At 56.7% G+C, this 16,530-nt stretch carries 12 protein-coding genes; 3 read left to right on the forward strand and 9 right to left on the reverse strand.

Annotated elements, in window-relative coordinates; genetic code table 11:
- Nucleotides 1–203 precede the first annotated feature (203 nt).
- The gene (locus VAE55_RS01330) at nucleotides 204–2,006 is read left to right on the forward strand and encodes a S8 family peptidase (RefSeq protein WP_322814030.1); all 1,803 of its coding nucleotides are present in this window, start codon (nucleotides 204–206) and stop codon (nucleotides 2,004–2,006) included.
- A gap of 224 nt (nucleotides 2,007–2,230) precedes the next feature.
- Nucleotides 2,231–2,878 (forward strand): PAQR family membrane homeostasis protein TrhA, encoded by a 648-nt coding sequence (trhA, locus tag VAE55_RS01335; RefSeq protein ID WP_322814031.1) that lies wholly within the window; start codon nucleotides 2,231–2,233, stop codon nucleotides 2,876–2,878.
- Between the two features lie 56 nt (nucleotides 2,879–2,934).
- Here trhA and glnA read toward each other — a convergent pair whose 3' ends face one another.
- From glnA to VAE55_RS01365, 6 genes are all read right to left on the reverse strand, one after another.
- A complete protein-coding gene (gene glnA, locus VAE55_RS01340; RefSeq protein ID WP_322814032.1) occupies nucleotides 2,935–4,269 on the reverse strand; it encodes a type I glutamate--ammonia ligase in 1,335 nt (444 codons plus the stop codon).
- 228 nt (nucleotides 4,270–4,497) lie between these two features.
- Nucleotides 4,498–6,498 carry an acetoacetate--CoA ligase gene (locus VAE55_RS01345; RefSeq protein WP_416181156.1) on the reverse strand — a complete coding sequence of 667 codons (2,001 nt, stop codon included), beginning with the start codon at nucleotides 6,496–6,498 and terminating at the stop codon, nucleotides 4,498–4,500.
- A 247-nt stretch (nucleotides 6,499–6,745) separates the two neighbouring features.
- On the reverse strand, nucleotides 6,746–8,932 hold the full coding sequence (locus tag VAE55_RS01350) for a VC_2705 family sodium/solute symporter (protein ID WP_322814034.1): 2,187 nt from the start codon (nucleotides 8,930–8,932) through the stop codon (nucleotides 6,746–6,748).
- Nucleotides 8,929–10,116 carry a sensor histidine kinase gene (locus VAE55_RS01355; RefSeq protein WP_322814035.1) on the reverse strand — a complete coding sequence of 396 codons (1,188 nt, stop codon included), beginning with the start codon at nucleotides 10,114–10,116 and terminating at the stop codon, nucleotides 8,929–8,931. Before VAE55_RS01355 ends, VAE55_RS01350 begins: the two co-directional genes overlap by 4 nt.
- Complete coding sequence (locus VAE55_RS01360) at nucleotides 10,113–10,817, reverse strand: response regulator transcription factor (RefSeq protein WP_322814036.1); 705 nt, start codon at nucleotides 10,815–10,817, stop codon at nucleotides 10,113–10,115. The genes VAE55_RS01355 and VAE55_RS01360 overlap by 4 nt, the downstream gene beginning before the upstream one ends.
- Nucleotides 10,818–11,036: 219 nt before the next feature.
- Nucleotides 11,037–11,453: an EVE domain-containing protein gene (locus VAE55_RS01365; RefSeq protein ID WP_322814037.1), complete on the reverse strand. Its 417-nt coding sequence runs from the start codon at nucleotides 11,451–11,453 to the stop codon at nucleotides 11,037–11,039.
- Nucleotides 11,454–11,536: 83 nt separating this feature from the next.
- Between VAE55_RS01365 and VAE55_RS01370 the strand changes: the two genes are divergently transcribed.
- Nucleotides 11,537–12,781, forward strand: a complete 1,245-nt coding sequence (locus VAE55_RS01370) for a DnaJ domain-containing protein (RefSeq protein WP_322814038.1) — start codon at nucleotides 11,537–11,539, stop codon at nucleotides 12,779–12,781.
- A gap of 129 nt (nucleotides 12,782–12,910) precedes the next feature.
- On the opposite strand, the gene VAE55_RS01375 is transcribed toward VAE55_RS01370, so the two are convergent.
- The 3 genes from VAE55_RS01375 to VAE55_RS01385 all read right to left on the reverse strand — a co-directional run.
- Nucleotides 12,911–14,158, reverse strand: coding sequence for a hypothetical protein (locus tag VAE55_RS01375; RefSeq protein WP_322814039.1), 1,248 nt, complete (start codon nucleotides 14,156–14,158; stop codon nucleotides 12,911–12,913).
- A gap of 329 nt (nucleotides 14,159–14,487) precedes the next feature.
- Entirely contained in the window at nucleotides 14,488–15,876 is a 1,389-nt protein-coding gene (locus tag VAE55_RS01380) for a TIGR02710 family CRISPR-associated CARF protein (RefSeq protein WP_322814040.1), read from the reverse strand.
- 374 nt (nucleotides 15,877–16,250) lie between these two features.
- Nucleotides 16,251–16,530, reverse strand: a 280-nt coding sequence (locus VAE55_RS01385) for a type I restriction enzyme endonuclease domain-containing protein (RefSeq protein ID WP_322814041.1), incomplete at its 5' end; no start/stop codon positions are given.

Consider the following 16,530-nt stretch of genomic DNA (forward strand, 5'->3'; position numbering starts at 1 on the left):
GATGAGGAGAGACACCTGATAGCGCTTACCCGGATGGAACCTGATTGATGCCGTCGTCAGGCACAGCTCGAAAAGGGTGGCTGAGGGCAACGCCCGTCCTTGTCCCGTCTGTTGCCTGACAATCGGTAGCAGCGGGGAGCAAAACCGGTGCTGATCGGGTACAATACGACCAGGTATGTATCGTTGAACACAAGGAACTTTCCATGCCTGCTCGTTCTGGACTATTACTACTGCTGATCATCTTCGTCGTTGTGGCAGGATTTCCACCGGTTACCCCAGTTCAGGCGGCTCATTCTACCGATCTGATCGTGAAGTTTGCCGTTCCCCAGGATACAACCGATGTGGCGCGTGCGCTGAAGGCGCTGAAGGTGGAACCGCTCGGTGAGCAGACGTATCTGGTACGCTTGCCGGACGGTATGTCGGTTGAATGGGCGGGCAACCGCATTCGTCAGCATAAGAACGTTGTCTATGCGGTGCCAGACTACGAGCGTACTATTACCCGTACCCCCAATGATCCGCTGCGTGAGCAGCAGTGGGCTTTAGGCACAATTGCGGCCTACGATGCCTGGGACATCACCACTGGCGGGACGATTGTGGTGGCGGTTATTGACACCGGCGTTGATGCGAGTCATCCTGAACTGGCGGGTCGGGTGTTGGGGGGCTTCAACGCGATTACCGGTAGTACCGATGTCAGCGACGATAACGGTCACGGGACGGCGGTGGCCGGTCTGATTGCGGCCAGCGGCGATAATGGCGTCGGTATTGCCGGCATGTGTTGGGGATGTGTCATTCTGCCGATTAAGGCGTGTCTGAGTAGCGGCCGTTGTCGGGATTCGAGTGTGATTAGCGCCATTCGCTGGGCAACCGACAACGGAGCACGGGTTATTAATCTCAGTCTGGGTGGCACACTGGCTTCGCCTGCGCTGCACGAAGCCGTTCGCTATGCGACCGAACGGGGAGTACTGGTAGTAGCAGCCAGTGGCAACGAGCGGGCGGAAGGGAATGCGCCGAATTATCCGGCGGCCTACCCGGAAACGGTAGCTATCGGCGCAAGCGGTTATAGCGATGAGGTTACTGGATTTTCAAATACGGGTGAGTTTATCGATCTGGTGGCACCGGGGGTTGATATTGCCACCACAACGCCAGGAAATAGCTATGCGCTGGCAACCGGTACCTCGTTCGCCAGTCCTTTTGCGAGTGGAGCGGCAGCACTGGTGATGACGATACGCCCTGATTTGAGCAGTGCTGATGTGGGCTGTATTCTGTTTGTGGCAGCCGATGATCGGGGTGCGCCGGGCCGTGACGGCGAGTATGGCTATGGGCGCCTGAATGTGCTGGCCGCCCTCCAAACGGCTACGACGTATGGCGGGTGTCCGCTGGGCACGCCCGCAGTGGGTGGTAACCCCGGGTTCGATCCCTTTGCCCAGGTGGAACCACCGGCTGATGACCGCCTCTACTTCCCCGAAACCGGTCATACGCTGGGTGGTGGATTTCGGGCTTACTGGGAGCAGAACGGTGGCTTACCGATCTTTGGCTTTCCGGTCAGCGAGGAATTTACCGAGATCGGGAGCGATGGCCGGCCGGTGACCGTTCAGTATTTCGAGCGTCACCGTTTTGAATGGCGACCGGAGAACCAGCCGCCGTACCATGTCCTGCTGTCGCGCATCGGTGATTCGATCTTGCAGCGGCAGGGGCGCGACTGGACAACGTTTGAGCGCAGTGGTCCGCTCGCCGGTTGTCTCTACTTCGCTGAAACCAATCAGTCATTGTGTGAACCGTTCCTGAGCTACTGGCAGCGCAATGGGTTGGAGTTTGATGGCCGACCCGGCAAGAGTTATGCCGAGAGTCTGGCCTTGTTTGGCTTACCCCTGTCGGCGCCAAGGGTCGAAGAGACGCGACCGGGCACGGTGGTGATCGTGCAGTGGTTTGAACGGGCACGTTTTGAGTTGCATCCCGACGGTCAGGTGCTGCTGGGGCTGTTGGGGAATGAGTTGTTGGGGCGGTAGGTTGGGGCGAACCTTGCGCCGGACTGATTGAAATGAATGACTGTCTTCAGAACAGGGCACAGCATATACGGCGTGCTGTACCCCGTTTTGGAAGCGAATGACCGGCGTCATAACGCAAACATGACGGGTGACACTTGTCAACGATTAACGAAGCGTGCATACTGGCAGTGGAACGCTACGCCTGCTGCGCTGACACGCCTGCTGTGCTGAGTAGATAGAGTATCATGACACCAACATACCAACCTGAACACTTCTCACCTACCGAAGAGCGGATCAATATGATAACCCACGGCTTCGGCGCTATCGCCAGTGCAATTGCCGGTGCCATCCTCATCGGCGTGGTCTGGCAGCGGGGTGATGGCTGGCAGATTGCCGGTGCTACAACCTTCTGCGTGACGCTAACCCTGCTCTACCTGGCTTCGACCCTCTACCACGCCAGCCGAACGCCACGCCGACGGGCCATCCTCGAAATATGCGATCACAGTGCGATCTTTCTGTTGATCGCCGGCACCTACACCCCCTTCACACTGGTCAGCCTGCGCGGTACGTGGGGCTGGCTCTTGTTTGGGCTGGTCTGGGGATTGGCGCTTGCGGGCATAATCATGAAACTGTTTCTCACCGGACGCTTTCGCCTGCTCTCGACGCTGGTCTACATCGGGCTGGGATGGCTGGTGGTGATCGTTGCCGACCAGGTATTGACTGTCCTGAGTCCGTTTACCATCGGCCTGCTGGTAGCGGGCGGCATTGCGTATACCCTCGGCACGCCGTTCTATATGTTGTCGCGACTGCGCTACATGCACGCTATCTGGCACGGTTTTGTTTTGATCGGTAGCCTCTGCCATTTTATTGCCGTCAGCTCGATTGTGATCTGACGACTACACAAAGACGGAGTGCACGGTCATGCGCTCCGTCTCATTGCATACCCATCCTAGAAAATTGCCAGATAGCGCTCAATCTCCCACTGCGAGACATAGGCGCGGTAGCTTTCCCACTCCTGCTGACGGGCATCAAGAAACCGCTCGGCGATTGAGGGGCCAATGGCTTCGAGGATAACTTCATCTTCACGCAGGGCGTCAAGTGCCGAACCCAATGACGTTGGCAGCGTGGTCAGCCCACGGGCGCGCGGATCGACGTGGAAGAGGTCTTCTTCGGTCGCATCGCGCAACGGCAACTTGCGCCGAATCCCATCGAGGCCGGCGGCCAGCATCGCGGTATAGGCCAGATACGGATTACAGGCTGGATCGGGGCAGCGGAGTTCAATCCGGGTTGCCTGGTAGCGTCCGGCAGTAATGCGAGGCACACGTACCAGCGCCGAGCGGTTGGTACGACCCCACGAGATATAGACCGGCGCCTCAAATCCGGGAACCAGGCGCTTGTACGAATTGACCAGCGGGGCAAGCAGGGCGCACATCCCACGGGCGTGCGCCAGCAAACCGGCTATATAGTGGCGGGCCAGCGCCGAAAGGCCGTAGGGATCGTCTAGATCAGCGAAGAGATTCTTCCCCGTATCGCGGTCGAGCAGACTCTGATGGACATGCATCCCGCTGCCATTGACACCGGCGATGGGCTTGGGCATAAAGGTTGCGTGGAGGCCATTCATTTGGGCAACCGCCTTCAGCGCCACCCGTGTCGTGACCAGGTGATCTGCCGACTGCAAAGCATCGGCGTAACGCAGATCGATCTCGTGCTGTCCAGGTGCCACCTCGTGGTGTACCGCTTCAACGGTAATCCCCATCACTTGCAAGGTACGGGCCATCTGGCGGCGGATATGTGTTGCAAGATCGGTGGATATATCGAAATAGCTAGCCTTATCGTGTGGTTCAAGAATGTTGCCGTTCGGATCGGTCTTGAAGAGAAAAAACTCCAGTTCAGGCGCAACCATAAACCGATAACCGGCGGCGGCAGCCTGATCGAGTATCCGTCGCAGCACATTACGCGGATCGCCAGCAAACGGTTTGCCATCGGGAGTATAGACCGAGCAGATCAAGCGGGCGGTGGTAACACCCTGATGCTGATCCCATGGCACGACGGCGTAGGTCGAGATGTCGGGCACAAGATACATATCACTCTCGACCATCCGGGCGAAGCCTTCGATAGAAGAGCCATCAAACCAGACGCCGTGGTCAAGCGCATCGGGCAGCTCCTCGACCGGAATGGTCACCGTCTTCCCGATACCCAGCACGTCGGTGAATTGCAGATTGATGAATGCCACCTGATCGGCTTCGATGCGATGCAGGAGCGCGGTGCGCGGATCATCACTCATGAGCGATGCTCCTTACTTGTGTTTCGTCGTACAGGTATTTTCTGTACTATACCATACTACGGGCCAGGATGGCGCTTTTTGCTTGCACCACAGAGGCATAGAGCACACAGGGAATCCGTAAACCCCTCCGTGTCTCGGTGGTGAATAGAGACAAACCACAAAGGCATAGAGGGCACAGAGAATCCGTAAACCCCTCCGTGTACTCTGTGTCTCTGTGGTGAATATATGTCAACCAGCTCGCCCGGCCACTTTGTCGCTATCCGCCAGCGTGCGTGCCAGTTCAACAAAGAACTGAAGCGATTCGGGGTTGCGCAACGAGTCGGGATTTGCCGCACGTTCGACCGGCACACCCATCAAAATCTTCTTCACCGGCACTTCCAGCTTCTTCCCACTCAGGGTCAGGGGAACCGCCGGAATCTGGAAGATGTCGTCGGGAACGTGGCGGGGCGAGAGGGTTTGGCGAATGACCTGCTTAATCCGCTGCCGCAGATCGTCGTCGAGCGTGACTCCTTCGCGCAAGACGACGAAGAGCGGCATGTATGACCGTCCACCCAATCCTTCGAGATCGATGACCAGACTGTCGAGCACTTCGGGAATCGTCTCTACCGCCCGGTAGATTTCGCTGGTGCCCATGCGCACTCCCTGGCGGTTGATCGTACTGTCCGAACGGCCATAAATAATCACACCACCCCGCTCGTTAATCACGATCCAGTCGCCGTGCCGCCAGACGCCGGGATAGTGCTCGAAGTAGCTGGCTTTGTAACGAGTGTTATCGGGATCGTTCCAGAAGTAGATCGGCATCGACGGCATCGGCGCGGTGATGACCAGTTCACCCATAACGCCAGTAACACTCTGCCCATCGGCATCGTAGGCTTCTGCCCGGCAGCCCAGGATGCGGCATTGAATTTCGCCGCTGTACACCGGCAGGAGAGGACAACCACCGACAAAGCCGCTGCATACGTCGGTGCCGCCACTGTACGAGACCAGCCAGACGTCGTGTTTGATGTGTTCGTAGACCCAATCAAACCCTTCTGGCGGTAAGGGTGAGCCGGTTGAGCCGATGGCTTTGATGCTGCTCAGATCGAACTGAGTGCCCGGTTCGACCCCACTCTTCATCAGGGCGGTGATGTAGCCGGCACTGGTGCCGAAGTAACGAATCCGTGTCTGTTCGGCCAGGCGCCATAGGACGCCCATATCTGGATAGGCCGGGCTACCGTCGTAGAGGATCGGTATCGCGCCGATCAGCAGGCCGCCGATCAAGAAGTTCCACATCATCCAGCCGGTGGTGGTGTACCAGAAGAAGGTATCGCCCGCTCGCATGTCGAAGTGGAGGTCGAGCGATTTGATATGTTCGAGCAGGACTCCGCCCTGGCTGTGGACAATCGGCTTGGGGAGGCCGGTGGTGCCCGATGAGTAGAGCACCCACAGTGGGTCGTTGAATTCCACCGGGGTGAAGTGGAGTTCGGCTTCCTGCCGTAAGGCGTCTTCCCAACGGATGACGCGCCCCTGCAGGCCGCTTGCTTCGGCGGTTGGATCGAGGTAGGGGATAAAGATGGTCAGCTCCAGATCGGGCAAGGCCGCCTGAATCGCCGCAACTTCGGCCCGGCGGTCAAATGCCTTGCCACCGTACTGATAGCCGTCAACCGCGATCAAGACCTTCGGCGCAATTTGACTGAAGCGGTCGATGACGCTGGGGCTGCCGAAATCGGGTGAACAGCTCGACCAGATCGCGCCCAGGCTCGCGGTTGACAGACAACCGATGAGGGCGTGTGGCGTGTTCGGCACGTAAGCCACGACGCGATCCCCCGGCCCGACTCCAGCCTCGCGCAGGGTCTGCGCCAGGGCAGCCGTTTGCGCACGCAGACTTGCCCAGCTCAGAGGTGTTGGTTCATGGCGTTCGGAAGCGAATATCACTGCCGGTCGTTGATCGGTAGCGTGCCGAAACACGTGTTCGGCGTAATTGAGACGGGCACCGGTGAACCAGCGTGCGCCAGGCATTTCGCGACTCGACAGCACCGTTGTGTAGGGTGTATGAGCCTTGATCTGGTAATACTCCCACAATGCTGCCCAGAAGTCCTCAAGGTGATCGACAGACCAGCGGTACAACTGGTGGTAATCAGCGAAGTGTAAGCCGCTGCGCTGCTCTAACCAACGCATAAACGCACGCATCGTGCAATTGGTGCGCAGGTCTTCCGGCGGCTCCCACAACAACTTTGCTGCGGTGGTCATCATTGGCCTCCGTTTAGTATTGACTGACGTTTGTAGCGATTGTAGTGGAAGGAGCAGGGTGGAGTCAAATGGAGGAGATAGGAGATAGAAGATAGGAAGGAAGAAGGAGGTAGGCGGTAGGAGGAGCGATGGTCTGCGATCACGGGATGGGGATGGCTTGCTGACAACATCCTGATTGAGGCAGGGTTTTAACCCACCGACGCTTTAACCTGCCATGCTACGCCAACCCGCCATCTCCGCAGCGTGATCACGGATAGCGCACGTAATCCACCAGTGCGGTCACTTCTGGATCGGGCGGTGGCCCATACCGGCTGACCAGCCAGGTGACCAGGAAATTGACGGGGAGACCGAAGATACCGGCTGCCGAGCTGGAAATGCCGAAGAGTGTCCATTCGGGGAGGATATACGTAATCGCCATATAACTGGCCGTCACCAGGAAGCCACTGATCATCCCGGTCACTGCGCCACGACTGTTCGTGCGCTTCCAGAAAATGCCCAGCACCAGCACCGGAAAGATCGTCGCTGCGGCAAACGAGAAGGCCCAGGCCACCAGTTGTACGATAATGGCCAACCGTTGCAATGCCGTCAATGCCGCCAGGATTGCGACGACCAGGATCGCCAGTCGGCCTAACAACAGGCGTTCACGGGAAGAGGCGCGTGGGTTGAGGGTGCGATGGTAGATGTCGTGTACCGTCGCCGAGGCGATTACCATCAACAGACCATCGGCAGTACTGAGCGCTGCGGCCATGCCACCGGCGGCAACTAATGCCACAACGGTAGACGGTAGTTCGGCGATCTCCGGCATCGATAACACTACCAAATCCTGATCGATCTGCAATTCCTGGTACTGCAAAATACCATCACCATTCCCACCGGCGGCAGGATCATCGGCAATCTTGAGCAGACCGGTGCTTGCCCACCGATTTGTCCATTCAGGCAACCCGGCAACCGGCCTCCCTACCACCGAGCTTAAAATCTCCCAGCGTGAGAAGGCAGCGTAGGCGGGTGCAGTCAGGTAGAGCACACAAATCCAGACCAGTGCCCAGGCTACACTGCTGCGACTGTCGCGAACGGTGGGTACAGTGTAGAAGCGCACCAGAATGTGCGGCATGCCGGCTGTTCCCAGCATCAAACAGAGCGAAAGGGCCAGATAGTTCCAGATTGACCAGTCGTTGAAGGGGGCAACATAGCTCGCAAGCCCCTGCGCCTGTTCCAGCCGATCAATATTATCCAGCGCCTCACCGTACATAACTTGCGGCAAGGCCACGCCGGTCAGCTTGAAGGCAAGCCAGGTCACCGGCACCAGGTAGGCAAACACCAGAATAATCCCCTGCACGCCTTGCGTCCAGGTGATCGCCTTCATCCCACCGAGGTACGAACAGAGCAGGACGGCTGCCAGGCCAACGATCACGCCGACCATGTAGTTGAGACCGAGAAACCGGCTCATAATGATCCCGATCCCCGTCACCTGCGCCGTGACATAGGTGAAGCAGATAATGATGCTGAGGACGGCAGCGATCACTCGTGCGCCGGCACCCGGATAGCGGGCACCGATAAAGTCGACGAGCGTATACTGACCGAATTTGCGTAGATAGGGGGCGAGGAGCAATACCAGCAACACATAGCCACCTGTCCAACCGGTAATATAGGCTAGCCCTTCAAACCCCAAAAGATAGAGGGCACCAGCCATACTGATAAACGACGCTGCGCTCATCCAATCCGAACCGGTGGCCAGACCGTTGAGAATACCGGGAACTTTCCGCTCGGCAACATAATAGGCATCGAGGGTATCGGTGCGCGAACGAATGCCGATCACAGCGTAGAGACCAATCGTCAGGGCAAGAAAGCTCCAATCGATGAGAAACGATGGCAGGCGAAACTGTGTCTCGAGAATGATAAAGACGATCAACAGAACCAGTAATCCAATAGTAAAGCCCAGATAGCGGAACGAGTAGCGTCGGCGTATCTGCTGTGCATCTGGCGTTTCGGGAGGATCGACGCCGTACCGTCGATCAAGAATATGCATACGCCAGTTGTAGACGAAAACGAGCACAACGAAACAGATGAGCGTTCCCTGCGCGCTCATGTAATAGCCGAGGGGAAACCCGGTCAGAATGCTGATCTGGTTGAGTGGTGCTGAGAGCACAACCGGTAGCACAAAGCTCAGCAACCAGATAACGAGGAGTGGCCCGACCAGACGCAGGTTTTCCTGCCAGTATTGCGGCAACCACGCTGGTGCCAGTGGCCAGCGTAGTGGAGGAGGGACAGCGGTGGAAGCGGAGCCAATCCGCAGTCTGCGGACATTAGCCGTATCTGATTCTGTCGTCTGCCGTACCGGAGGGAAGAGCCGATCAATGATGAAAAGTGACACGGCTAGCGCGCCACCGACGACCAGAAAAAGTTGAAACAGACCAAGCCAGAATTGCGCACTCATAACGTGTCAACTGCCTCAACTGTGGCGGGCGGGTCCAGGCGCACGAATGCGATCTGCGGTGCCAGCGGTAGGGTAAAGATAAAGCGTGCGCCTTTCCCAATACCATCACTTTCAGCCCAAATCTCGCCACCCTGGGCATAGATCAGGTGACGGGCAATCGCCAGTCCGATCCCGCTTCCACCGCTATTCCGGGCACGTGATTTATCAACCCGGTAAAAGCGCTCGAATACGTGGGGCAAATGCTCGGCGGCAATCCCGATCCCGGTATCGATCACTGCCACCCGCACCTCGTGATCATCGGTCGTCACCTGCACTGTTACTGTTCCTCCTGCCGGTGTATAGCGGTAGGCATTAGCCAGGATATTGATCAGCACCTGCGCCACCCGATCCGGATCGGCCCATACTTGCGGCAACTGTGCGGGCGCATCGAGCTGCAACGTCACCTGATTGCTGCTGAAGAGCGGTTCAAATTGCGCGAGCTGTGCTTCTAGCACTGGATGGAGATCGATTGCCCGGGCGATGACCGGCAACTGACCGGCTTCCACCCGCGATAGCAACTCTAAATCTTCGATCAGGCGCTGAAGGCGGCGGGTTTCACGCAAGATCAGATTGAAAGTGGCCGGATTCGCCGACACAACCCCATCCAGCAACCCTTCCATGTAGCCGCCAATCGTCGCCAGCGGGGTACGCAACTCGTGCGTCACATCAGCCAGTAATGCCAGGCGACGACGTTCCGTCTGATCGAGGGCTTCGGCCAGTTGATTGACACTATGCGCTAACTGAGAAATCTCATCATCGGCCTGGATGTTGGTGCGTTCGCGGTAAAATCCCTGCGCCAGCCGTCGGCTCACGTTCGAGAGCGTTTGAATCGGTTCAACAATCCGCCGCGAAACGAAAAGGCTCACGATTACTGCTGCCGCCAGCGCGGCAAAACCGCTGATCAGCAATGCCTGCTGAATCACCGATTGAAACTGCTCTTGCAACTCGCCGGCCTCGGTGGTGAGGTCGGCCTGCAACTGACCGGTTTCGGCTGCTGCGGCACCAAGGGTCAACGGGGCAAAGCCAGTCCAGCCCAGACTTGCCAGTACATTGGCAGCGGCCAGCAGTACGACGTAGGCCATCAAGACGATAATCAGATGGGAAATGAACAGCTTCCAGCGGAGCTGCCGCAGCCACTTCATCATCGTGTGCTACCAACAAACTTATAACCAACGCCACGAACCGTCTGCACCAGAGGCGTGACGTGATGATCATCATCGAGCTTGCGCCGCAGAGTACCGATATGCACGTCAACCACCCGATCAATACCGGCAAAATCTGGCCCCCACACCCGCTGGAGCAACTCTTCACGGGTGAACACGCGCCCTGGATAGCTGGCCAGTGCATAGAGCAGATCAAATTCACGCGGGGTCAAATCAACCCGCACCCCGTTGCGTTCAACTTCGCGCCGTTCGGGGTCGATCAGCAGCCCTTCAAATTGCAAAATCGGGCGCTGATTCACCTCTGTCGCACGAATAACCCGATTGCGGCGGAGGATAGCCTTCACCCGTGCTACCAGTTCGCGCGGACTGAAGGGTTTAGTTAGGTAATCATCAGCACCGACCGACAAACCGATCAGCTTATCAATCTCATCGGCGCGTGCCGTCAGCATCAGCACAAACACCGAGGTGTCGCGGTGTAATTGCCGACAAACCTCAATCCCGTCCAGCCCCGGTAGCATCACATCAAGAACAACCAGATCGGGCTTCACACTCCGCGCCAGCGCCAACGCGCCGGGGCCATCGTAGGCCCGATGCACAACAAAACCCTCGTTTGTCAGGTAACTGCTGACCAGATCAACTATTGGTTGCTCGTCATCAACGACGAGAATTGTAGCTGCTTCCATTGCAACACTCCTTGCTTCCTTCAATGGATGCAATGGATGCTGTTATACGGGGATGTACGGCGTCTTCTATCCGTGATACCCGCGACCGTTAACGATAGGTACGCAGAACATAACGAACTATCGTAACGACAGGTTTCGTCTGCACGTAGCGGTCAGGTATCAGGATGGAACATTTCCTATTCGTATGGTGAAGTATACCATGATTTTGTGTTCGTTATATCACCCACGTCCTTCTGCCATCGCCAAAAGACGCTCCCACTGTGCAGCAGTCAGCGGTACAACCGAGAGTCGCCCCTGGCGCACCAGAGCAAAATCGGCAAAAAAAGGATCAGCTTTGATAGCATTCAGTGAAACCGGATGGGGCAATGCCCGCAACGGTACAACATCAACCACGATCAGACGCGGATCACTCTGTTTGGGGTCGGGGTAGGGATCGCTGACGACTTGTGCCAGACCAACGGCCTGCCGTTCATCGCCAGTGTGGTAGATCAGAACTTCATCACCGCTACGCATCTCGCGCATATGTTTCAGAGCAACATTATTACTCACCCCATCCCAGACGGTACGTCCTTCGCGCACCAGATCGGCAAAACTGTAGACCGTCGGTTCCGTTTTTAACAACCAGTAGTTTGGCATTGCTTTCCTCTCCATCAATCGGAGTAGCCTGCGTACTCTCTTCACTACCTCATGCTATAATACCCCGCGCGAAAGGGGGACGTGTGAACGACGATTTTGAACAACTCGATGACTATGCCATCCTCGGTGTCCAACCCGATGCGACACCGGCAGAAATAAAACAGGCGTATCTCAAACAGATCAGCATCTACCACCCTGATCGGTTTGCCAGTGCTTCACCTGACGAACAGGCCCACGCAGCACGACGGGCACGGCGGATCAATCAGGCATACCAGAATCTGCGTCGGCGACGGCCATCGCCTGTTATTGCGACATCAACACCGCGTGACTATCAGGCTGAATTATACGCCAAAGCGCAAGAGCATCTAGCAGCCGGACGCCGTTTGCAGGCTCTGGCGACACTGCGTGAACTGCAACGGATCAACCCATGGTACCGCGACTGTGCCGACCTCATTGCCGGCCTGGAGGCAGACCTGAAACCGACGGCAGTTACCACTGTGCGCACGTTCTCACGGCGCAACGTTCTTACCGTAGCCTTTGGCGGAGTGGCAGTAGCTCTGCTGGGCTGGTTTGGTTGGCGACAATTGCAAGAGGCGGAAGCTACCCGTTCACCAGTTGCCACAGCAGTCGCCGAAGAAGCAACAGCAGTGCCATCACCGACCGTGGCACCATCGCCGACCACTGCTCCATCACCGACTGCAGTGCCGTCGCCGACTGCGGTGCCGTCGCCGACTGCGGTGTCGTCGCCGACTGCGGCGCCCTCACCGACTGCGGCGCCCTCACCGACGACAGGGATAACCGGCGGGACGGTAGTCTATCAGGCCGATTTTGGCCCTAACAGCGACTGGCCGATAACCAACGGCAATGGCTGGAGCGTTGGTACACGCGATGGTCGTTATATCATTCAGGCAAACGCCGGATTAGGTGACATCTGGGCCTTTCAAACATCGCCAATTGGTAGCGAGATGGTGATCGAGGTAGAGGTCAGCGTTGCCGGCGACTGGGCTGGGCTAATGTTCTGGTTCAACAGTCCGCAACGATACATCGGTTTTCTGATCAATCCTACACAGGGACAATACCGCTGCGACGAACGTAACAACGAACAGCGCAGCGTCCTTGCCGAGGGAACAATTAGCCTCGCACGTTCAAATCGCTTAACAGTACGTCTTGCCGTTCAAACCATTACCCTTCAGATCAACGATCAGGTCGTTGACACACTGACCATAACCACCCTGAACCCTGATCCGCGCTATGGCTTGCTGGTACGGGCTGAACGCAACCCAACCACCGCAACATTCAGCACGCTTACCCTACGTACAATTACCTAGACATATCCGGCCCGCATCGTCGTAGCACCAACTTCAATCTGTGGAACCCAACAACACCAACAACAAGACTAGGCACACTTCACCGCTATTTCTTTTCTCCTCTCTATCTTCTATTTCTCCGTCCCCCAATCACGTCTCAACCGGCAACCACATCCCCAGCACACCATCGCTCCGCCGCACAGCAGTTCCGCGCCGAATATCAAACACATACACACCATCATTCGTGCCATACACCAAGGCACGACCATCGCTCGACCAGAGATCGAACGACAGGGCATAGGCATCGAAAAAATTGATCTGAGCGAGAAACTCCTGACTGGGGGTAAAGGTGGTCAGCGTGCGCGGATTATTCCCTTCCCGTCCAACCAACTGCCAGCGTAACTGGGTCAAGCCACTGGCCGAACGACCGGCTGGCGTGAGGTAGGCGATCTGCTGACCGTCAGGCGACCAGAAAAAGGCCACCACATCATCATCGGCTGCCGAAAGCGTGCGTACCGAACCATCTAATGCCACCAGCTTCAAAGGACCGAACCCATCGGGACCGACCGTCGTATACGCAATCTCATCGCTTTGTGGTGAACGACCGAAGATAATTGCCGCCATCGGTTCACGGGCCAACACCTGTGGCTGCATCTCGCCCACCTTCACCCGCGTCAACACACTCTCAACCTTATCCACCGTTGGTGGCCCCTCAATCGGTGGTTGAGCAACATAGAAAAAACTCTCGCCATCAACACTCCAGGCCGGCACTTGAAAGAAACCCGGGTCGGTCACCTCGTGTAGTGGCTGCTGCCGACCGGGCTGCACCGTTATCACACGCCCATCTTCAAATGTCGAACCACCAATATGTATCAGTAGCGATGAGCTATTGGGCTGCCAGGCAACGTAGAGTGAGCTGGGAGAAACACTGATCAACTCAGCATCCCCAGAACCATCGGTCGGGACAATATGCACTCCCAAACCACCAACACCGCGGTTTGACAGAAACGACAGATACCGACCGTCGGGGGACCAGACCATATAGAGTGGTGGATTGGTCGTTGAACGATACAACTCAGTCCGTGTACCACTCTGCAAGTGGATGACGCAGAGAACGCTCGTATTCCCCTGTTGACTGATATACGCCACCCGGCTCCCATCAGGGGCCAGCGCAGGATAGCGAAACAACTCCGGGCTGGCATCCTCAGCCAGCACCTGAGCCACACCCTGGCGATCAACAATAGCGAGATGGCGATTTGGCCCCAGCACCAGTAGTTTCTGATCGACAGGGCGATTGGTTATGAGTAGAAAAGCAACTACCCCTACGCTCAAACTGCCGATCAGGATCACCACACTCAACAGCCCGATAATCGTCAGCAAAATGCGACGAGCGGCCATGCCCGGCTCCTTTCCAACGCGATCTATGTGTTATGTAGTATAGCAAGATTTGAAGCATCGCGCAGGAGAAGTAAGCATTTGCTGTACGAAGGATGGTTACAGGATGCTGCACCCATCCTGTCCTGATAGTCTCACCTCGTTTAGGGCAAGACGTTGACCGAACAAGGGCAGGAACAATGCCTGTTTTCATTGCGGAGTAACGCTCTGTTGCGGCATAGGGCAGGGGCGCGGTCTACCGCACCTCTGTCTCAAGCGTTCAAACTCTTTCATTCGAGGCAAGCCGCTATTGCTGAGACTTCTATACGCGGTGCTCTTCAAGCAGGGTAGCTTCAAAGCTCTGCTTTGCGAGGCAATGCTCTGTGATCTGAAGAAGGCAGCTTGATAAACTGGTACCGCTCTTCCCAGGACGACCGTTGCTCCTGGGCGATGGCGAAGAATTGATCCAGCAGCTGTTCCACCACCTTGGCAAAATCACGGTATTCGGCTTCAGTAATCTGCCGAAAGCCGTGGGCCAGAATACTCTTATTCCGTACATTCACCCGTTGCCGAATGTCGGTAAGCGTGATGGTCTGGATCAGAGGATCACTGAGAGCCGTTAATAACATATAGCCATTGAGCAGGGTGATCGGGTTGTATTGACCGTCGCGGTTAGGTTGGAGTCCTCGTTCGCGAAAGCCGAGTGATCGTTCAACTGCACGATAGCTTCTATCTAGGTCTGGGATTTGTGCTTTGAGCTGATCGAGGTCGGGTTTTTCTACCCACACCCCACGGGTTGCCAGCCGGTGCTGGCTCATCAATTCCAGACAGCGGTAGCGCAACAGCGCTGCGGTGTCGTAGCGGCGCTGAGTTTCGCGACGAAGAGCATTGGCGTAGAGCGAACCGAGTAGGGGCAGGATCGCCTGCCGATTGGCTAAGGTGGTAAGTGCCTGCTGCTGATTGCTCATTGCCTTGATCGTGGCATCCAGACTGATCAGGGCCTGATAGTGATCATGCAAGGTGGATTGATACGGGACCAACCTGGCCGGCAGCGGATGCGCCAGCAGATCGGCCATTGTTTTCACCGCAGTCGCTATGTCAAACGACTCCCACTGCGTATAAGCGCGTGCCAGTTGCGCCATAGCCTTATAAAAGGTACCATCTTCTGCCTGCACTCGTTTGGCCAGATCGGTGTAGATTCGTTCCGCACTAACGTAATCGTGGGCATTGAAGAAGCGTACGGCTTCCTTGGCTTCCAGATCACCAAAGACCTCATAGGGATCAGATGGTTCGATCAGGCGCTGCGAGCCGGGAATGACGCGATTCTGTTCGTAATCACTTTCAATGTAGACCGTCCGCAAACCCAGGACATAAGCTGCCTTCGCCAGCCCTACCGTCATCGGCTTGGTACCGCCGGTCAGATCAACCAGTATCTGATCACGCTCCAGATCAGACCACGCTTCGATCACGGCCCGCAGTTCGCGGTACACCTGATTAATGTCGGTGTAGGGAGCCGTTTTACACAGCCATCCGTTGGCGGGCTGTTGTCCGATCTTTGCTGCCACCTGAGCAGGAAAATCGGTCGTCTCTGGTGTCAGCAAGAATGCGACTCGTTCCGGTTTCAGGGCGGCAATCAACAATGCCGCGGTATCGGCCTGCCGGCTACCGGGAATGATCAACGCCGGAGTTTGCCGCGGACCAACCTGTGCGATGAAGCGTGCTAATTGCTCGTTGAAATCCATAGTGACACTCCTCAATGGGCATGCTCTAGTTTCAGCGGGAGAGTGCTTCCTTGAAAGTGGGGAGGTGTCCTGTACTCACTAGACGCAACGAAATTCCGACTCGTAAAACACTCAACGCCGGCAGACAGAATTCATGAACGTGTCCTGACTTTGAGTGAAAACAACAGGAAACAGACCACCCCTGAAGGCAAATGGCAGTAAGTATCAGGTAGTGTCACTGAGTATTGTATCAAATGGATCACATAATGGAGCAATAAAAGATCTCTTCAGCTCTTCGCAATATCACTATTAACGATACAATACGGTATACCGCTCCGGTTCAGCAGCGGGCCGCGCAGCGGACCATCCGCTGAAGCGGTTGTTAGACACCCCCTTCACGCGGCGGCCCATTCTGCCGAGAGTACCTGCACCTGCTCGAGAACGGTCTGGATGGCCTTCTCCTGCTTGTCCGGCGGGTAGCCGTACTTGCGCAGGATGCGCTTGACCAGCACGCGAAGCTGCGCGCGAACGTTCTCGCGCAACGTCCAGTCGATGGTGAGGTTGTTCCGCACGGTCTGGACGAGCTCCCGTGCGATCGTGCGCAAGGTCGCATCCCCCAGCACCTTCACCGCGCTGTCGTTGGTCTCCAGCGCGTCGTAGAAGGCGAGTTCCTCC

The sequence above is a fragment of the Chloroflexus sp. genome, from assembly GCF_034432675.1.
GTDB lineage: Bacteria > Chloroflexota > Chloroflexia > Chloroflexales > Chloroflexaceae > Chloroflexus.